20 protein-coding genes are annotated in these 18518 nt (G+C 41.7%); all 20 read left to right on the top strand.

Annotation, left to right across the window (positions count from 1 at the left end):
* The first annotated feature begins 125 nt into the window (after positions 1 to 125).
* Entirely contained in the window at positions 126 to 1175 is a 1050-nt protein-coding gene (locus IOC57_RS13910) for an L-threonylcarbamoyladenylate synthase (RefSeq protein ID WP_207439290.1), read from the top strand.
* A 74-nt stretch (positions 1176 to 1249) separates the two neighbouring features.
* On the top strand, positions 1250 to 1816 hold the full coding sequence (locus IOC57_RS13905) for a manganese efflux pump MntP (RefSeq protein ID WP_207439289.1): 567 nt from the start codon (positions 1250 to 1252) through the stop codon (positions 1814 to 1816).
* Positions 1817 to 1961: 145 nt separating this feature from the next.
* Positions 1962 to 2405, top strand: a complete 444-nt coding sequence (locus IOC57_RS13900) for a low molecular weight protein arginine phosphatase (RefSeq protein WP_309487709.1) — start codon at positions 1962 to 1964, stop codon at positions 2403 to 2405.
* A 368-nt stretch (positions 2406 to 2773) separates the two neighbouring features.
* Positions 2774 to 3220, top strand: coding sequence for a ribose 5-phosphate isomerase B (rpiB, locus tag IOC57_RS13895; protein WP_207439287.1), 447 nt, complete (start codon positions 2774 to 2776; stop codon positions 3218 to 3220).
* Between the two features lie 82 nt (positions 3221 to 3302).
* Entirely contained in the window at positions 3303 to 3896 is a 594-nt protein-coding gene (locus IOC57_RS13890; protein ID WP_207439286.1) for a TIGR01440 family protein, read from the top strand.
* A 370-nt stretch (positions 3897 to 4266) separates the two neighbouring features.
* Positions 4267 to 5508 carry a serine hydroxymethyltransferase gene (locus IOC57_RS13885; protein ID WP_207439285.1) on the top strand — a complete coding sequence of 414 codons (1242 nt, stop codon included), beginning with the start codon at positions 4267 to 4269 and terminating at the stop codon, positions 5506 to 5508.
* A gap of 236 nt (positions 5509 to 5744) precedes the next feature.
* On the top strand, positions 5745 to 6374 hold the full coding sequence (gene upp, locus IOC57_RS13880) for a uracil phosphoribosyltransferase (protein ID WP_034315825.1): 630 nt from the start codon (positions 5745 to 5747) through the stop codon (positions 6372 to 6374).
* A gap of 26 nt (positions 6375 to 6400) precedes the next feature.
* Positions 6401 to 7543: a non-hydrolyzing UDP-N-acetylglucosamine 2-epimerase gene (gene wecB / locus IOC57_RS13875; protein WP_207439284.1), complete on the top strand. Its 1143-nt coding sequence runs from the start codon at positions 6401 to 6403 to the stop codon at positions 7541 to 7543.
* Positions 7544 to 7626: 83 nt separating this feature from the next.
* Positions 7627 to 9852 carry a S8 family serine peptidase gene (locus IOC57_RS13870; RefSeq protein ID WP_286184854.1) on the top strand — a complete coding sequence of 742 codons (2226 nt, stop codon included), beginning with the start codon at positions 7627 to 7629 and terminating at the stop codon, positions 9850 to 9852.
* Between the two features lie 457 nt (positions 9853 to 10309).
* Positions 10310 to 10678, top strand: a complete 369-nt coding sequence (locus IOC57_RS13865; RefSeq protein WP_048685860.1) for an ATP synthase subunit I — start codon at positions 10310 to 10312, stop codon at positions 10676 to 10678.
* Between the two features lie 22 nt (positions 10679 to 10700).
* Complete coding sequence (gene atpB, locus IOC57_RS13860; RefSeq protein ID WP_207439283.1) at positions 10701 to 11396, top strand: F0F1 ATP synthase subunit A; 696 nt, start codon at positions 10701 to 10703, stop codon at positions 11394 to 11396.
* Positions 11397 to 11460: 64 nt separating this feature from the next.
* On the top strand, positions 11461 to 11685 hold the full coding sequence (gene atpE / locus IOC57_RS13855; RefSeq protein WP_048685857.1) for a F0F1 ATP synthase subunit C: 225 nt from the start codon (positions 11461 to 11463) through the stop codon (positions 11683 to 11685).
* 165 nt (positions 11686 to 11850) lie between these two features.
* The gene (atpF, locus tag IOC57_RS13850) at positions 11851 to 12372 is read left to right on the top strand and encodes a F0F1 ATP synthase subunit B (RefSeq protein WP_207439282.1); all 522 of its coding nucleotides are present in this window, start codon (positions 11851 to 11853) and stop codon (positions 12370 to 12372) included.
* Positions 12369 to 12905, top strand: a complete 537-nt coding sequence (locus IOC57_RS13845; RefSeq protein WP_207439281.1) for a F0F1 ATP synthase subunit delta — start codon at positions 12369 to 12371, stop codon at positions 12903 to 12905. The genes atpF and IOC57_RS13845 overlap by 4 nt, the downstream gene beginning before the upstream one ends.
* Positions 12906 to 12929: 24 nt before the next feature.
* On the top strand, positions 12930 to 14438 hold the full coding sequence (gene atpA, locus IOC57_RS13840) for a F0F1 ATP synthase subunit alpha (protein WP_048685849.1): 1509 nt from the start codon (positions 12930 to 12932) through the stop codon (positions 14436 to 14438).
* A gap of 38 nt (positions 14439 to 14476) precedes the next feature.
* Positions 14477 to 15337 (top strand): F0F1 ATP synthase subunit gamma, encoded by an 861-nt coding sequence (locus tag IOC57_RS13835; protein WP_207439280.1) that lies wholly within the window; start codon positions 14477 to 14479, stop codon positions 15335 to 15337.
* An 87-nt stretch (positions 15338 to 15424) separates the two neighbouring features.
* On the top strand, positions 15425 to 16822 hold the full coding sequence (atpD, locus tag IOC57_RS13830) for a F0F1 ATP synthase subunit beta (RefSeq protein WP_101223832.1): 1398 nt from the start codon (positions 15425 to 15427) through the stop codon (positions 16820 to 16822).
* A gap of 25 nt (positions 16823 to 16847) precedes the next feature.
* Positions 16848 to 17246 (top strand): F0F1 ATP synthase subunit epsilon, encoded by a 399-nt coding sequence (locus tag IOC57_RS13825; protein WP_207439279.1) that lies wholly within the window; start codon positions 16848 to 16850, stop codon positions 17244 to 17246.
* A gap of 342 nt (positions 17247 to 17588) precedes the next feature.
* A complete protein-coding gene (locus IOC57_RS13820; protein ID WP_076368347.1) occupies positions 17589 to 17963 on the top strand; it encodes an NADH-quinone oxidoreductase subunit A in 375 nt (124 codons plus the stop codon).
* The gene (locus IOC57_RS13815) at positions 17933 to 18466 is read left to right on the top strand and encodes a NuoB/complex I 20 kDa subunit family protein (protein WP_094246609.1); all 534 of its coding nucleotides are present in this window, start codon (positions 17933 to 17935) and stop codon (positions 18464 to 18466) included. The genes IOC57_RS13820 and IOC57_RS13815 overlap by 31 nt, the downstream gene beginning before the upstream one ends.
* Positions 18467 to 18518 lie beyond the last annotated feature (52 nt).

The raw sequence follows: 18518 nt of genomic DNA, 5'->3' as shown, positions 1-18518 counted from the left end.
ATGTGTATACTTCTTTTATACTTTCAAAGTATATTTTTAGTGGAATTAGTACGATAGGTTGAAAATATCGTTCATATAAAGCGATTATATAAAATAAGAAATGTTAAAAGGCGATGGTGTTTAAGATGAAAACAAAAATTTGGTCAGTGGATAAAAATGTGGATAATTTACAAAGTTATCCCCAGATCACACAATCAGCTGAATTATTAAAGGCTAATCAAGTGGTTGCCTTTCCTACAGAGACCGTTTATGGGCTAGGCGCGAATGCCAAAAATGACGAGGCGGTCAAAAAGGTGTTCGAAGCAAAAGGGCGTCCGAGTGATAATCCTTTAATTGTTCATATAGCCTCCGATGAACAATTGTCAGGTATTGTAGAAGAGATTCCTGAACAGGCCCGGAAGCTAATGGCGGAATTTTGGCCGGGTCCTTTGACTTTGATCATGAAACGAAAACCGGGTCAACTATCAAATCTTGTGACAGCTGGATTGGATACGGTCGCTGTCAGGATGCCAGATCATCAGGTTGCCCTAGGCCTTATTCGTGCAAGTGATTTACCCATTGCGGCTCCGAGTGCTAATACTTCTGGGAAACCAAGTCCGACTTCAGCAAAACATGTTGAAGATGACTTGATGGGCCGGATAGCAGGCATAGTCGATGGCGGGACTACGGGTGTGGGCGTTGAATCCACAGTACTTGATTGCACTGTGGAAGTCCCTGTTATTTTAAGGCCCGGCGGGGTGACGCTGGAACAGCTGGAAGCGGTAATAGGAGAAGTCAGACATGATGACGCATTGAAGAATCAGGAAACGGCGCCAAAGGCCCCGGGAATGAAATATACCCACTATGCTCCTAAGGCACCCCTATATTTAGTCAAGGGTAATCAAGCTTTCCTTCAGAAGGTTGTGGATGAAAAAAGAAATGACGGGTTAAAGGTGGGCGTCATAACGGCTTATGAACATCAACAGGATTATAAGGCGGATTATGTGGTTGTCCCAGGTTCATTAGCGGATTTGCATTCTGTTGCGACAGGATTATATGATGCTTTAAGGCAGTTTGATGAGCTGGAGGTCGATGTCATTTATAGTGAAATGTTTCCTGAGCATGGAATAGGAGCTGCGGTCATGAACCGGCTTGAGAAGGCTGCAGGTCATCAAATCATCAAGGAACATATGTAATAAGGGCCGATTTATCCTTCTATTTCTTTTCGGACATGCATAACATGTAGTAGGCACGTCCGAGGGGGATTGGAATGAATACATTTGCTGGAGAAATCATCACCTTAATGCTAATGGCATTCGCGTTGGGAATGGATGCCTTTTCAGTCGGCCTTGGAATGGGAATGTTTAAGCTGAGGTTGCGGCAAATCCTTTTTATAGGGCTGACAGTAGGCGTTTTTCATATTTGGATGCCCTTGCTTGGAATGGGGGCAGGCCGTTTCATTTCCGGAAAATTCGGGACCTTTTCTACATATGGCGGAGGTCTATTGTTGATCATTCTTGGTATACAGATGTTTATCCCCGGTAAAAAGGATGGAGCTGGAGCCATGGAAAATAGGATGCTGGCTCCTGTAGGGAAAGGTCTATTCATCTTTGCTTTAGGGGTAAGCCTAGATAGCTTTTCGGTGGGATTAACACTGGGGATTTACGGTGCAAAAACGATTTTAACCGTTCTTTGTTTTGGGTTTGCTGCCACTCTATTAACGTGGGCAGGGCTTTTACTGGGTCGAAAAATGCAGGGTTTGCTTGGCGTATATAGTGAGATTCTTGGCGGAAGCATCCTGTGTGCGTTTGGATTGAAATTATTGTTCTCTTTTTGATCCAGTTGAATTCATGCTATTCCTTCCTCCAACTGTTCCGATTAACGGGGCGGTTTTTATTTTTTTGGGAAATATAATGAGAGTGATTTTTTGACTATAATAAACGGGCGATAGCTTATAATGAATGAAAAAGGAGGCGTTAAAAGTGATCCGAGTATTATTTGTATGTACAGGTAACACATGCAGAAGCCCGATGGCAGAAGCGATATTGAAAAATAAGAATATTGCGGGTGTTGAAGTGAAGTCCGCAGGCGTGTATGCTTCATCAGGCCAGGATGCTTCGATGCATGCTAAAAATATCTTGGTTGAAAATGACATAGTGCATAATCATCATTCAACGCCTTTATCCGAGAAGGAAATGGAGTGGGCAACTCATGTTTTCACCATGACGGAAGGGCATAAATCTGTCATTACCCGTGCATACCCCCAAATGATCGATAAGACTTTTACTTTAAAAGAATTCATTATTGATGATAAATATGATAGAGACATAATAGATCCGTTTGGTGGTTCTGAAGGCATTTATCGTGAAACGTTCAGGGAGCTGCAGGAATTAATAGAGGAATTAGTAAAGAAACTTAAAGAATAAACAGGGTACATAATGTGGTCGCTGCAGTAAAAGATATGACTAAGCTTGTTGACCGTCAAATGTAAAGTGTAGGATCAAGGCAGTCCCAAGAAGTGGCTGCTATCGCAGGAGAACCATCTGCTGGAGCGGAAGAAGTGACGGGTACGACAAGCGATAATCATGGAAAATGTCGAAAAATCGGCAATGGAATTTAAAGTGCAAGCGCAAAAGTTGAACGGGACAAGTATCCGCTTTCGCACTTGACACTTTACAGCAGGAAACCCGAGCTGGTTTCCTGCTTCTTTGCGGGGAAAAGGATGGACATCCTTTATCTTTTCATAATTATGTGACACAATAAAATCAAATGAAAAAGCTAGAGGAGGATTATGATGAAAGTTGCGATTGCTTCGGATCATGGTGGTATACATATCCGTGAAGAAATAAAGAATTTATTGAATGAGTTACAGATTCCATTTGAGGACTTTGGATGTGAATGCAGTACGTCGGTGGATTATCCTGATTATGCCTTGCCAGTTGCTGAAAAAGTGGCAGGGGGTGAGTTCGATCGGGGGATTCTAATCTGTGGAACTGGAATCGGAATGAGCATTGCCGCTAATAAGGTCAAAGGAATAAGATGTGCATTGGTACATGATGTTTATAGTGCGAAATTGACCCGCCAGCATAATGATACCAATATGTTAGCCATGGGGGAACGAGTCATTGGCCCGGGTCTTGCCAGGGAAATTGCACAAACATGGCTGACTTCGGAATTTGAAGGTGGGCGTCATCAGAACAGGATCGGTAAGATCGCGGAGTATGAAGGTAAGCATAACTAATTCTTATGGTTTTTGAAAAGGATCTGGAGAGACCTCTCTTTTCTTCCGATAGCAAGTTTTCTTATTGAAAGGATGCGTTTTCATGACAAGTGATGCTACATTTTCAAATGAGCTTGAGATATGGGAAAATCAGTTTCGGGAACTATTAAATGAGTTTCAGGAACAGACAGCTTTAAAAGAGAAACAGCTACTGGTAATCGGCTGCAGTACAAGTGAAGTGATCGGGAAAAGGATCGGTACGGAAGGGACACTCGATGTTGCGGGGATGATTTTTTCCGTAGTTAGGGATTTTCAAGAAAAAACGGGTGTTCAGGTTGCATATCAATGTTGTGAACATCTAAACAGGGCCTTGGTTTTGCAAAGGGAAACCGCAGTTCGATATGATTATGAAGAAGTTTCGGTTGTACCTGTAAGAACAGCTGGGGGATCGATGGCGGCATACGCCTATAGGCAATGGAAAGATGCTGCCGTCGTTGAACATATCAAAGCGGATGCGGGGATAGATATTGGGGACACTTTCATTGGCATGCATCTGAAGCATGTGGCGGTTCCGATTCGCTCTGCCATTAAAGAAATTGGACGTGCACATGTGACCATGGCAAAATCCCGCCCGAAATTGATTGGCGGGGAACGGGCCGTTTATCAGGACATCTCTGAAAACAATAGTTGTACTTAAAGGGTAAGTGAGACAGCATTTCTCGGATGGGGAATGCTGTTTTTTGATTGAATGCGAGCAAAATCGAAAAGCTCAAGATAGGCTCCATAAGAAAAATCTTTACTTTGTAGTGCAAATAGAATGGCTATTTCACTAATGAAATATAGGATTTAAGAGCTATTTATCATAATTTCGTTGTTAAATACGAACGTTTTTAAAAGAAAAAACATTTAATGTTCGATAAAATTAGACTATCACTTCTAAATTAGACATGTTAAAATGGAGTAGAATTTTCTAATAATTATTGGTAAGGCTTTTTCATGCTTTTTTGAAGCATGTTGCACATAAATACAAAAAGCGAATCACGCATAATTTGAGGAGGAATTACGGAATGAATCGTTTAGCAAAGCAAGATGAGCAAGTGTTTAAAGCAATTCAACTGGAATTAGGGCGTCAAAGAAGTAAAATTGAGCTTATTGCTTCTGAAAACTTCGTTAGTGAAGCGGTCATGGAAGCGCAAGGGTCGGTCCTGACTAATAAGTATGCAGAAGGATACCCTGGAAAACGTTACTATGGCGGATGTGAGTATGTAGATATCGTTGAAGATCTAGCACGTGAGCGTGCGAAAGAAATTTTCGGAGGGGAGTATGTGAACGTACAGCCACACTCTGGGGCTCAAGCCAATATGGCCGTTTACTTTACCGTGCTTCAAACTGGCGACACAGTGCTTGGGATGAACCTTTCGCATGGTGGTCACTTAACACATGGAAGTCCAGTTAACTTCAGTGGTGTTAACTATAATTTTGTTGAATATGGTGTAGACGAAAAAGATCACCGTATCGATTACAATGATGTATTGGAAAAAGCGCGTCAGCACAAACCGAAATTGATCGTAGCGGGTGCAAGTGCATATCCACGTGAAATTGACTTCAAGCGATTCCGTGAAATTGCAGATGAAGTCGGGGCTTATTTAATGGTCGATATGGCGCATATTGCAGGTTTAGTTGCGGCTGGATTACATCAAAGCCCAATTCCTTATGCTGACTTTGTAACGACAACTACTCATAAAACACTTCGCGGACCACGCGGAGGGATGATCATCTGTAAAGAAGAATTCGGTAAGAAGATCGATAAATCCATCTTCCCTGGAATTCAAGGCGGTCCATTGATGCATGTTATATCCGCTAAGGCTGTTGCATTCGGCGAAGCGCTTCAAGCTGATTTTAAAGAGTATGCACAACAAATCATCGACAATGCCAAACGTTTGGGTGAAGGTTTGAAGAAAGAAGGGTTTACCCTTGTGTCTGATGGTACGGACAATCACTTAATTCTTCTTGATGTGCGCTCTACTGGATTAACAGGAAAAATCGCAGAGCATGTTTTGGATGAAATCGGTATTACCGTGAATAAAAATGCGATTCCTTATGATCCGGAAAAACCATTTGTTACCAGTGGTATACGTATTGGGACTGCGGCAGTGACTTCACGTGGCTTCGGATTGGAAGATATGGACGAAATAGCTGCAATCATCGGACTTGTTTTGAAGAATAATGAAGACACAGCTAAACTTGAAGAAGCAAAACAGCGTGTTGAATCATTAGCGAACAAATTTGAATTATATCCTTCATTGTAATATCGGAGCCGCTCCCTTTTTAAAGGGAGCGTTTTTTTTGTACCTCATGAAGATCAGTATGTTAGAAGAATCCGAATAGTGAAAATAGGTCTGACATCTAAACCTTTATTGAAGATTGAAACATTTTTCTGTAAAATAGGTTGAAGTGAATTTTAAAAGACACGAAAATTTTTCTATTCGATTAGGGAAATCATAAAAGAGCGCAAAACTAAGCAATGGAATTGGAGAGATGCTAAATGGGAAAAGTTTATGTTTTCGATCACCCGTTAATTCAACACAAATTAGCCTATATACGTGATATAAATACAGGAACAAAAGAATTCCGGGAACTAGTGGATGAAGTTGCATCATTGATGGCATTTGAAATCACGAGGGATATGCCGCTGGAAGAGGTGGAAATCCAAACACCTGTAAGCACAGCGAAAGTGAAAATGCTTTCTGGTAAAAAAGTGGGAATCGTCCCGATTTTACGTGCAGGCATAGGGATGGTAGATGGAATCATTAAGCTGATTCCTGCTGCAAAGGTCGGACATGTTGGTCTTTACCGTGATCCTGAAACATTGAAACCGGTTGAATATTATGCGAAAATGCCAAGTGATTTGGCAGAAAGGGAATGCATTGTCGTTGACCCGATGTTAGCCACTGGCGGTTCAGCCATCGAAGCGATCCATTCCATTAAAAAGCGCGGTGCAGTCAATATTAAATTCATGTGTTTGATTGCAGCCCCAGAGGGAGTAGAAGCATTAAAAGAAGCCCATCCTGATGTTGATATTTATATTGCGGGTCTTGATGAAAAACTGAATGAACATGGTTATATCGTTCCAGGTCTTGGAGACGCAGGAGATCGTTTATTCGGCACAAAATAAGGAAGGAAGAAACTGAGGTGTCACGAATGAACAAACCGATAAAAGTCATGACCATTTTCGGAACGAGACCAGAAGCTGTCAAAATGGCTCCCTTAGTACTCGAATTTCAAAAACACCCAGAATATTTCAAGCCGATCGTTGCTGTTACGGCTCAGCATCGCCAAATGTTAGATCAAGTTCTCGAATTATTTTCCATACAGCCAGACTATGACTTGGACATAATGAAGGAAAGGCAAACGCTTGCTGATATTACAACAAGAGCATTAAATGGTCTTGATTCCGTAATGAAGGAAGCTCAGCCTGATATTGTTCTTGTGCACGGTGACACAACCACAACGTTTGTCGCAAGTCTGGCAGCTTTTTATAATCAAATTGTCATTGGGCATGTAGAAGCGGGGCTGCGTACATGGAATAAGTATTCCCCTTATCCGGAAGAGATGAATCGGCAGCTTACCGGTACGATGGCGGATTTGCATTTTGCGCCGACTTCGAAAGCGGAGGGGAATCTGCTGAACGAAAACAAGAAGGATAATATCTTCGTGACGGGAAATACAGCAACCGATGCTTTAAAAACGACTGTACGGTCCACTTATTCCCATCCGGTTTTAAATGGGCTTGGAGAAGACAGACTCATTCTGCTTACCGCCCATCGCAGGGAAAATCTAGGGGAACCCATGAGGAATATCTTCAGGGCCGTAAAGAGAATCATTGCGGAACATGATGACGTTCAAGTGGTATATCCAGTTCATTTAAATCCGCTTGTTCAGGAATTGGCTAATGAAATTCTCGGGGACGATCCGAGGATTCATCTGATCGAACCGCTTGATGTTTTGGATTTCCATAACTTCGCTTCAAGAGCCTATCTGATTTTGACTGATTCTGGAGGAATCCAGGAAGAGGCACCGTCACTTGGTGTTCCTGTACTGGTCTTAAGGGATACGACCGAGCGCCCTGAGGGGATTGCGGCTGGAACCTTAAGATTGGCGGGTACTGATGAACAAACCATCTATAATTTGGCACATGAATTGCTCACCGATCAAAAGGTGCACGACAAAATGTCCAAAGCTTCAAATCCATATGGGGACGGAAATGCTTCGGTCCGCATAGCGGAAGCCATCCGTTACTATTTTAAGCAAGTAAATATGCCGCCAACTAGATTTGACTCTTAAAAAAGGAAAAGCCACGCGCTTTTCCTTTTTTTTGCATACTCCAAGGTTGTTGAGAAAAGATAATTGCTAAGGGGATGATTATGTTGGGAAAGAAAACGTTCATTGTGTTAGTTTTCCTTTTTATATTTATTTATCAAAATGAAAAGGGAGTGGCATCGGTCATTCTGCCGCCTTTACCAAATCTATCTGAATCTAAAGAAGTAACGGTTGTTGTCACGATGGATAAGGCGTTTCAACGAAAAAAGATCGAAAAATTTCTTGAAAAATATCCATCCCTTCAATTACGGAATGTTTATTCGGTTGCCCTGAATGGATTTTCCCTTCATGGGAAAATGAATGAAATAGAACAACTCAAAAAGGAGGATGAGATTCAGGCTGTAACAGAAATATCCAGTTATCATGCCGTGTTGGATAAAAGTGTCCCATACATAGGAGGAGGCAGGGTCAGGGGTTTCTTTGATAAGGAGAATCACCGGATCACCGGGAAAGGGGTAAAAGTAGGGGTAATCGATACCGGTATCGATTATACACATCCGGATTTGCAACGTGCTTATAAAGGAGGGAAGGATCTGGTCGATGGTGATGAAGATCCGATGGAAACCAAAAATCAAGGCGACTTGGATACATTACATGGTACTCATGTGGCGGGCATCATTGCAGCCAATGGAAAAATGAAAGGCGTTGCACCAGAAGCAGAGATTTACGCATATCGGGCTTTGGGTCCAGGTGGTGCAGGTGATACAGATCAAGTCTTGAAGGCTATTGAGTCAGCCATGAAGGATAAGGTGGATGTATTGAATCTCTCTCTTGGTAATAACGTCAATGGTCCTGATTTACCTATCTCCCTTGCGTTAAATAAGGCTGTGGAAAGCGGCATTGTTGCCGTGACATCAAACGGGAATTCCGGTCCGGCTGTATGGACCGTAGGCTCACCCGGAACAGCGGAAAAAGCGATTTCCGTCGGGGCATCGACTCCTCCCTTAAGGGTTCCGTATATGATTTACGGCCTTGGATCGAAAAAGTATCAATCGCATTTAACCTTGTTTCAAGGCTCCGAAAAATGGAACCTGACGTTTTCCGAGGATGTCATATATGGAGGACTGGGTTATGAAAAAGACCTGAAACATGTTAGGGATAAGATTGTTTTGATGGAACGTGGGACACTTACCTTCCAGCAGAAAGTATCCAATGCAGAAAAGGCAGGTGCAAAAGGGGTGATTGTTTATAATAATACGAGTGGAACCTTTACTGGAAGCCTGGAAAAAGCAACGAATATCCCAGCTGCTTCTATTAATAGAAGAGATGGATTGCAGCTTAAGCAAATCATGGAGCAAGGGCAGAGCAAAACCGTTCAATTTGTTTATAAGAACGAGCAGGATAGGCTCGCAGATTTTAGCTCAAGGGGACCGGTGACCGTATCATGGGGAATAAAGCCTGACGTATTGGCACCTGGGGTGGAAATTGAAAGTACCATTCCAAAAGGATATATGTCACTGGATGGAACAAGTATGTCCGCGCCGCATGTTGCGGGAGCATGCGCCTTAATCTTGCAAAAACACCCGGAATGGACTCCTGATCAAGTGAAATCTGCATTGATGAGCACTTCCAAGCCATTGAAGAAATCCGTAAATCAATTGTATCACACGTATGAACAGGGGGCTGGACGCATCCAGATAGACGAAGCATTAAAAGCGGACACGCTCTTGAATCCAAGCTCATTGTCCTTTGGAATGTATACAAAAAAAGAAGGAATAGAAGAGCATCATGAAACGATAATCATCGAAAATACCGGAACGAAAAAGAGGAAGTATTCCTTTATGGTCCCGTTAAAAGAGACGGGACTGACTTGGGAATTGCCAAAATCCCTTACTTTGAATCCGAAGGAAAAGAAAAAGATTAAAGTGGGGCTGCAAGTCAACCCAGCGGAGCTTAAAAAGGGAGTCTTTGATGGATATCTTCTTATAATGGAAGGAACCAAAAGAATATCCCTTCCTTATTTATATGTAAAAGAGGAGCCAGATTATCCAAGGATTATGGGATTTGACTTTGGACAAGGGGACCGGAAAGGCACATATCGATACGAAATGTACCTTCCGCGAGGGGCTGAAGAATTCGGTATTGCTCTTTATGAGGAAGATAGCCTGAAATTCGCTGGATATTTGGACTGGTCGAGATCGGCACCTTCCGGTTTGATCAAAAAAGATGTATTAAAAAAGAACTTGCCGCCTAAAGGAGTATATAAAGCAATAATCTTTGCGAGAAGGGGCGGAAGGGAAGATCGGATAGAAAAGACGTTACTTATTGAGTGAACAGAGGACAATAAGTAAAATAAAAAGGATGTCAATAGTATAAAAAAGATAATTTGTGAACAATTCGTTAATAATTACAAACCTGTGACAAATTTCACTAACCACTCATTGACAATGATTCTTGCCTATTGTATGCTAACTAAGGATGTAAAATGAGAGGGTTTTCAGGAGCCCGGCATGCAGATTTTTACAGCATGAAATGTTTTCTATCCTCCACCAAATTCAACCGCGAGGATGCAACTTACGTCAAATGATCGCCGTCTAAAATGGCTCTGACTTTGATGTCAGCGATTCTTTCTCAAATAGTCGGATCAGTTTTGCTCGGTATATTCTTTTACTCGTCAGAACCTAGATTCGAACCGCTGCTATTAGTAATTGGCCTTCTTTGTGGACTTGCTAGGTTTACAAGCAATGCTTCATTCAGTACGAAAATATTTCTCAGGAGATTAAATGAAAAATGCCAGAAATGAAAATCATGTTCAACAGGCAGAGTAAATATATAATTTTTCTTCTGGCGGTTTATGTTGTTGGATGGGGACTTACGAGTTATCAAGCCGTTTTTGCTGGGCTTATACTGGGTACGAGTTTGAGTTTATACAATTTATGGCTGATCAATCAGAAAATGAAAAAGTTCAGTCAGGCGCTCGATGAAGGAAAGAAAACGAAATCTCTTGGGACGATGACACGAATGGCATCCGCAGGTCTAGCGGTACTCATTGCATTGGAATTTCCGGAGCATTTTCATCTGATAAGTGTTGTATGGGGATTAATGACAGCTTATATTGTCATTTTTATAGATTTTTTCATCCAATTAATACGTCGATAGCGGGGAAGAGAGGTGAATATAGTTGAATCATGAAGCACCCTTACAAGAATTTATGGGTCTTACCTTTAACTTGAGTAACGTCCTAATGATTACAGTTGCCAGTCTAGTTGTGTTCATACTTGCTGTGCTTGGTACACGTAAGATTGCCATGAAGCCAACCGGCATGCAGAATTTCATGGAATGGATTATGGATTTCGTTAAGGGTATTATTAATAGTAACATGGACTGGAGAACAGGTGGTCAGTTTCAACTGCTTGGTATGACTTTGCTAATGTACATTTTTGTGTCCAATATGCTAGGTCTTCCGTTTGCAATTAGTTACGATGGAGTGCTTTGGTGGAAATCACCAACAGCCGACCCAGTTATCACATTGACTCTTGCAGTCATGGTTTTAGGTTTAACGCATTATTATGCTATAAAAATGAAAGGCGCCAAGGGTTACTTTAAAGCTTATAAAAACCCAATGACACTTGTAGAGGAATTTACAAACTCCTTGACACTTGGTCTGCGTCTATATGGTAACATTTATGCTGGTGAAGTTTTGCTGAGTCTATTAGCGGGCACCCTGGCATTTAGTGGAGCTGCCGGATTTATTGGTGCAATTGTGCCTACATTAGTATGGCAAGGCTATAGTATTTTCGTCGGTAGTATCCAAGCGTTTATCTTTGTCACGTTAACAATGGTTTATCTGTCTCATAAAGTCAGTGACGACCATTAATTATAAGTTCATTTAGAACTAAAAAAATAATAAATTTTGATACAATCTAAGGAGGATATTTATAATGACAGGTTCAGTAGGTCTTCTTGCAGCAGCAATTGCAATTGGTTTGGCAGCACTAGGTGCAGGTATTGGTAATGGTCTTATCGTTTCAAGAACAGTAGAAGGTATCGCTCGTCAACCAGAAGCTCGCGGTATGCTTCAAACAACAATGTTCATCGGGGTAGGTTTAGTTGAGGCGATGCCTATCATCGCGGTAGTAATTGCGTTTATGGTATATGGTGGTTAATAGAACCTTCAAAAAGTTCAAAAATGGCGAAGTTCGTTCCATGTGAACCTTCGCCTTTCCTTTATGTCCACAATCCTGTTTTTATACAGTTTAAGAGCATAGTTTTCTAAAGTTCATATAATGAACGCTTTAAGAAGTGAAACTCGTGAAGGGAGTGAACCAAGCGTGTTAACAAGCAGCTTTGTACTTGGGTCAACGTCTCATGGCTTTAATGGCGGAGACATGTTATACCAATTAGTAATGTTTATCATTTTGTTAGCGTTGCTGAAGAAATTTGCATGGGGTCCTCTAATGGGCATCATGACTCAACGTGAAGAACATGTTGCAAATGAAATTCAAGCAGCTGAAGCTAGCAGACAAGAAGCACTTAAATATTTAGAAGAACAACGTGAAATCGTAAAACAATCTCGCACTGAAGCGGGACAACTTATAGAAAACGCAAAACTTCAAGGTGAAGCACAGCGTGAAGAGATCGTGAATCATGCACGTCTTGAAGCTGAACGCGTCAAAGAAACGGCTAAGCGTGAAATCGTACAGGAAAAAGAAAAAGCCATTACGGCATTACGCGAGCAAGTGGCATCTTTATCCGTACTTATTGCTTCTAAAGTAATAGAAAAAGAACTATCCGAAGCAGATCAAGAACAATTGATTAATGACTACATTCAAGAGGCAGGAGAAGGGAAATGAGCGATATAACAGTAGCAAAGCGTTATGCCGTTGCCCTTTTCCAAATTGCGAAAGAGCAAAATCTCATTAACCAACTTGAAGAAGAGCTTCGCATAGTGAATGAAGTTTTTACAAAAGATAATGAGCTATTAAGCTTCCTGGCTCATCCTAAAATGACTAAAGGTGCAAAAGGCGCTTTGATTGCAAATGCATTTGCAAGCCTTTCTTCTTCCGTTCAAAACACTGTGATGCTGATGGTGGAGCGTCATCGTACAGATGAAGTGACAGCAATGGCACAAGAGTTCATTGAACTTGCGAATGAAGAAAACTCAGTAGCTGATGCAACGGTCTATACAGTACGTCCATTGACTGAAACGGAAGTGGAAGCTGTGTCTTCATCTTTTGCAGCAAAAATCGGCAAAAGAAATTTACGCATTACTAATATTACGGATAGCAATATCCTTGGCGGCATCAAATTACAAATCGGTAACCGCATTTATGACGGGACGATTAGCGGTAAGTTAGATCGCCTTAACAAACAACTATTAGGTTAATATTCACAGATAGGGGTGAAATTCATGAGCATCAAAGCTGAAGAAATCAGTGCGCTGATTAAAAAGCAGATTGAAAACTATCAGTCGGAAATTAAAGTAAGCGATGTTGGTACGGTTATCACTGTTGGTGATGGTATCGCACGCGTTCATGGTTTAGATAATGCAATGTCTGGGGAGCTCTTAGAATTTTCCAATGGGTCAATGGGATTAGCACAAAACCTAGAGCAAAATAACGTAGGTGTTGTTATTCTTGGACCATTCAGAGACATTAAAGAAGGCAGTGAAGTACGCCGTACTGGCCGTATCATGGAAGTGCCAGTTGGAGAAGAATTAATCGGACGTGTCGTGAATCCGCTTGGACAACCATTAGATGGCCTTGGCCCGATCGCTACGACAAAAACTCGTCCAATCGAAAGCCCTGCAACAGGTGTAATGGACCGTAAATCTGTTCATGAGCCATTACAAACAGGGATTAAAGCAATCGATGCATTGGTTCCAATCGGTCGTGGACAACGTGAGTTAATCATCGGTGACCGTCAAACTGGTAAAACATCAGTTGCAATCGATACAATTCTTAACCAAGCTGACCAAGATATGATCTGTATCTATGTCGCTATCGGTCAAAAAGAATCAACGGTTCGTGGAACTGTTGAAACACTACGTAAAAATGGTGCTTTGGATTACACAATCGTTGTATCTGCATCAGCTTCTCAACCAGCACCACTTTTATACCTAGCTCCATATGCTGGTGTAACTATGGGTGAAGAGTTCATGTTCGCTGGCAAGCACGTTCTTGTGGTTTATGATGATCTTTCTAAACAAGCATCTGCATACCGTGAACTTTCCTTGCTACTTCGCCGTCCTCCAGGTCGTGAAGCATTCCCAGGGGATGTATTCTACTTGCACTCCCGTTTACTTGAGCGTGCAGCAAAATTGAATGACACTTTAGGTGCCGGTTCAATCACTGCGCTTCCATTTGTTGAAACACAAGCAGGCGACATCTCTGCTTACATTCCAACAAACGTAATTTCCATCACAGATGGACAAATCTTCTTGCAATCCGATTTGTTCTTCTCAGGTGTACGTCCTGCGATTAACGCTGGTCTATCCGTATCCCGTGTTGGTGGATCTGCACAAATTAAAGCGATGAAAAAAGTTGCCGGTACATTACGTCTTGACTTGGCTTCATACCGTGAATTGGAAGCATTCTCTCAATTCGGTTCTGACCTTGATGCTGCTACACAAGCAAAACTTAACCGTGGTGCTCGTACAGTTGAAGTCCTTAAGCAAGATCTAAACAAACCGATCAAAGTAGAAAAACAAGTCATGATTTTCTATGCATTGACTAAAGGTCATTTAGATGATATTCCTGTATCGGATATCCTTCGTTTTGAAGAAGAATACTATGTGTTCCTAGATCGTTCTCATCCGGAATTATTAGATCACATTCGCACAACTAAAGGTCTTCCTGAAGACGCTGCTATCGTTGCTGCAATTAACGAATTCAAAAAGAACTTCGTTATTTCTGAATAATAAAGGTCTAACTAATTTATAAAGGGTGGTGAGAATGAATGGCCTCTTTACGCGATATTAAGTCTCGGATTACTTCAACGAAAAAGACGAGTCAAATTACAAAAGCGATGCAGATGGTATCTGCTTCTAAAATGAACCGTGCGGAAGCTAATGCTAAAGCATACGTTCCATATATGGAAAAAATTCAAGAAGTGGTATCCAGTATTGCGAACGGAAGCACGGATGCATCGCATCCAATGCTTACTTCACGTCCAGTTAAGAAAACCGGTTACTTGGTAATCACATCGGACCGTGGATTGGCTGGGGCATACAATAGTAGCATCCTTCGCCACGTTCATAAAACCATTCTTGAACGCCATAAATCCAATGATGAGTTCGTCATTATCGCAATCGGAAGGGTTGGCCGTGATTTCTTTGTCAGCCGTAACATGCACGTAGAGCTTGAAGTAACTGGGGTTCCTGATCAGCCGTCTTTCGCTGACATTAGCTCCCTTGCAAAGTCGACAGTGAATTTATATCTGAATGAGCTGTGTGATGAGCTTTATATGTACTATAACCATTATGTCAGCCCAATCCAGCAGGATGTAACGGAAAAGCAAGTCCTTCCGTTAGCTGACTTCAATACTTCCAATGCAACATTGACTTCTTATGAATTTGAACCGAATGCAGAAGAAATTCTTGAGGTATTACTGCCTCAATACGCAGAAAGTTTAATTTATGGTGCTTTATTAGATGGTAAAGCAAGTGAGCACTCTGCACGTATGACTGCAATGAAAAATGCGACCGATAATGCAAAAGAGTTGATCGACTCACTTTCATTACAATATAACCGTGCACGTCAGGCAGCGATCACTCAAGAAATTACAGAGATTGTCGGCGGTGCAGCAGCTTTAGAATAAAATCATTAAAGGGGCGGTCGGCCCGGACGAAGCTTGGCCGTTCCATAAACTCGATAGTCGTTATAAGCAACGTTAGGAGGGAAAACGATGAATATAGGACGCGTTACTCAAGTTATGGGTCCGGTTGTTGACGTGAAATTCGAAGACGGACAACTTCCTAAGATCTATAACGCGTTAAGAATCGAAAATACAGCGTCTGGTACAGGACTAACTCTTGAAGTGGCCCTTCAACTAGGTGATAATACAGTTCGTACTGTAGCAATGTCTTCCACGGATGGTTTAACTCGTGGTGCAGAGACTGTTGATACAGGAGCTCCAATTTCAGTACCTGTAGGTGAAGTTACTCTAGGCCGTGTTTTCAATGTATTAGGGGAAAACATTGACTTATTTGAACCACTTACAGCAGAGGTGCGTCGTGATCCAATTCACAGACAAGCACCAACATTCGAGGAATTATCAACATCTGTTGAAATCCTTGAAACGGGTATTAAAGTAGTAGATTTACTTGCACCTTACATCAAAGGTGGTAAAATCGGTCTCTTCGGTGGAGCCGGTGTTGGTAAAACTGTACTTATCCAAGAACTAATCAATAACATCGCACAAGAGCACGGCGGTATCTCAGTATTCGCTGGTGTAGGTGAGCGTACTCGTGAAGGGAATGACCTTTTCTACGAGATGACTGATTCTGGTGTTATTAAGAAAACGGCGATGGTATTCGGACAAATGAACGAGCCACCAGGTGCACGTATGCGTGTTGCCCTAAGCGGTTTGACAATGGCTGAATATTTCCGTGACGAACAAGGACAAGACGTTCTTTTCTTCATCGATAACATCTTCCGTTTCACACAAGCAGGTTCTGAGGTTTCTGCCCTATTAGGACGTATGCCTTCAGCGGTTGGTTACCAACCAACGCTTGCTACTGAAATGGGTCAATTACAAGAACGTATCACTTCAACAAATAAAGGTTCTGTTACATCCATTCAAGCGATCTATGTACCTGCCGATGACTATACGGATCCGGCTCCAGCTACAACTTTCGCTCACTTGGATGCAACAACTAACCTTGAGCGTAAGCTTTCTGAAATGGGTATTTACCCTGCAGTTGATCCATTGGCGTCTTCTTCTCGTGCCCTTAGCCCAGAAGTCGTTGGCGCTGAGCACTATAAAGTGGCTCGTCAAGTTCAATCAACATTACAGAAATATAAAGAACTTCAAGATATTATTGCCATCTTGGGTATGGACGAATTAAGCGAAGACGAAAAAGTAATCGTTGCCCGTGCTCGTAGAATTCAAAACTTCTTGTCACAAAACTTCCACGTGGCTGAACAATTCACTGGTCAAAAAGGATCTTATGTACCAGTTAAAGAAACAGTCCAAGGATTCAAAGATATCCTAGCTGGAAAATATGACGAACTTCCTGAAGATGCTTTCCGTCTAGTTGGCCGCATCGAAGAAGTTATTGCTAAAGCAAAAGAAATGGCTTAATTAAAGGGACCTAGGAGGGAATGAAATGAAGACCATTAAAGTCAATGTTGTTACTCCCGATGGCCCAGTATATGATGCAGAAGTTGAAATGGTAAGCACTAAAGCTAAAAGCGGTGAGCTGGGAATCATGGCTGGACACGTTCCAACTGTAGCCCCGCTTACCATTGGTGCTGTCCGTCTTAAAAATGGAAGCAACACAGACTATGTAGCTGTAAATGGTGGCTTCTTAGAAGTTCGCCCTGATGTGGTAACCATTTTGGCTCAATCTGCTGAAAGAGCTGAAACTATCGATCTTGCACGTGCTCAAGCAGCAAAAGCCCGTGCTGAACAAAGATTGCAGAACAATGATGGATCAAATGATGCCAAAAGAGCTGATTTAGCGCTTAAACGTGCAATCAACCGTATCCAAATTGCAGAAATGTAATAACTTTAAATGAAGGGACACCTGATCAAACCATTCGTGGTAGGATCAGGTGTTTTTTTATCCAAAAGGTTTTTGAATAGTATTGACACAAATATCGGAATTAGGAAAAAAAGGTCGAATTATAGAGTAAAGTATTTTCCATATTAATCCTTAACTCGTCGACATGCTTTTAACCTAATGTTATAATGTATACGCTTACATCTATTGCTTCATACCCCCTCCTTTCACGTTACTTCTAAAAGAATGTTACCCTGCATAATATTTAAAACGGTATCCAAAAAGAAGACAAGCAAAATTAAATTGCATCCATTTAACATGATTTATCCATAAAGGGAGATGAACATGGGACAGCTGCATATTTACCAAAATAATTATTTAATTGTATTTGTTTTCCTTTGTCTAGGCATTTTATTACCTGTGATTGCTTTATTTCTTGGTCGACTGCTAAGGCCGTATAAACCGACAGATATGAAGTATACGACTTATGAAAGTGGAATCGAACCTTTTCAGGATTCAAGGGTTCAATTCAATGTCAGGTACTATCTATTTGGATTGATGTTCGTCATATTTGACGTTGAAACGGTTTTTCTTTACCCATGGGCGGTAGCCTATGATGAACTCGGGCTGTTTGCATTGATTGAAATGCTGTTTTTTGTCCTGATCCTTATGCTAGGGCTAATCTACGCATGGAAAAAGAAGGTGTTAAAGTGGAATTGAAGCTGGATGAACTTACCCCTAAAGAAATGGAAGAGATGCGCCATAGTATTTTTTTATCCACACTTGAACAAATAAAAGGATGGGCTAGAAGTAACTCACTCTGGCCAATGACTTTCGGTTTGGCATGTTGTGCAATTGAAATGATGGGTGTCGGCTCCTCACATTATGATTTGGACCGATTTGGTTCATTTTTTCGGACATCACCCAGACAATCTGATGTCATGATTGTTTCAGGAACAGTAACGAAAAAAATGGCTCCCATAATAAGCAGACTATACGAACAAATGCCAGAACCAAAATGGGTTATTGCAATGGGATCCTGTGCAACTGCTGGCGGGCCTTATGTCCACTCTTACTCAGTGGTCAAGGGTGTAGATCAAATTGTACCTGTCGATGTATATATACCGGGTTGTCCCCCAAACCCAGCTGCGCTCATTTATGGGATCAATAAATTAAAAGAAAAAATCCGTTACGAGGCGAAAACCGGAAAGCGGGTGATATAGATGAGTGAAAAGGAAGACATAGCGAAGCAAAAGGCAGCGGCAGCGGCCAAGG

It is taken from the genome of Bacillus sp. SD075, assembly GCF_017355165.1.
GTDB lineage: Bacteria > Bacillota > Bacilli > Bacillales > DSM-1321 > Peribacillus.
The sequence above is the reverse complement of the archived record's forward strand: the minus strand, read 5'-3'. Positions and strand labels throughout refer to the sequence as shown.

Excerpts from the sequence above, each read along its gene's own strand:
- IOC57_RS13910 (WP_207439290.1), top strand. The coding sequence starts at position 126 with ATGAAAACAAAAATTTGGTCAGTGGATAAAAATGTGGATAATTTACAA.
- IOC57_RS13905 (WP_207439289.1), top strand. The coding sequence starts at position 1,250 with ATGAATACATTTGCTGGAGAAATCATCACCTTAATGCTAATGGCATTC.
- rpiB (WP_207439287.1), top strand. The coding sequence starts at position 2,774 with ATGAAAGTTGCGATTGCTTCGGATCATGGTGGTATACATATCCGTGAA.
- IOC57_RS13890 (WP_207439286.1), top strand. The coding sequence starts at position 3,303 with ATGACAAGTGATGCTACATTTTCAAATGAGCTTGAGATATGGGAAAAT.
- IOC57_RS13885 (WP_207439285.1), top strand. The coding sequence starts at position 4,267 with ATGAATCGTTTAGCAAAGCAAGATGAGCAAGTGTTTAAAGCAATTCAA.
- upp (WP_034315825.1), top strand. The coding sequence starts at position 5,745 with ATGGGAAAAGTTTATGTTTTCGATCACCCGTTAATTCAACACAAATTA.
- wecB (WP_207439284.1), top strand. The coding sequence starts at position 6,401 with ATGAACAAACCGATAAAAGTCATGACCATTTTCGGAACGAGACCAGAA.
- IOC57_RS13865 (WP_048685860.1), top strand. The coding sequence starts at position 10,310 with ATGCCAGAAATGAAAATCATGTTCAACAGGCAGAGTAAATATATAATT.
- atpE (WP_048685857.1), top strand. The coding sequence starts at position 11,461 with ATGACAGGTTCAGTAGGTCTTCTTGCAGCAGCAATTGCAATTGGTTTG.
- IOC57_RS13845 (WP_207439281.1), top strand. The coding sequence starts at position 12,369 with ATGAGCGATATAACAGTAGCAAAGCGTTATGCCGTTGCCCTTTTCCAA.
- atpA (WP_048685849.1), top strand. The coding sequence starts at position 12,930 with ATGAGCATCAAAGCTGAAGAAATCAGTGCGCTGATTAAAAAGCAGATT.
- IOC57_RS13835 (WP_207439280.1), top strand. The coding sequence starts at position 14,477 with ATGGCCTCTTTACGCGATATTAAGTCTCGGATTACTTCAACGAAAAAG.
- atpD (WP_101223832.1), top strand. The coding sequence starts at position 15,425 with ATGAATATAGGACGCGTTACTCAAGTTATGGGTCCGGTTGTTGACGTG.
- IOC57_RS13825 (WP_207439279.1), top strand. The coding sequence starts at position 16,848 with ATGAAGACCATTAAAGTCAATGTTGTTACTCCCGATGGCCCAGTATAT.
- IOC57_RS13820 (WP_076368347.1), top strand. The coding sequence starts at position 17,589 with ATGGGACAGCTGCATATTTACCAAAATAATTATTTAATTGTATTTGTT.
- IOC57_RS13815 (WP_094246609.1), top strand. The coding sequence starts at position 17,933 with ATGGAAAAAGAAGGTGTTAAAGTGGAATTGAAGCTGGATGAACTTACC.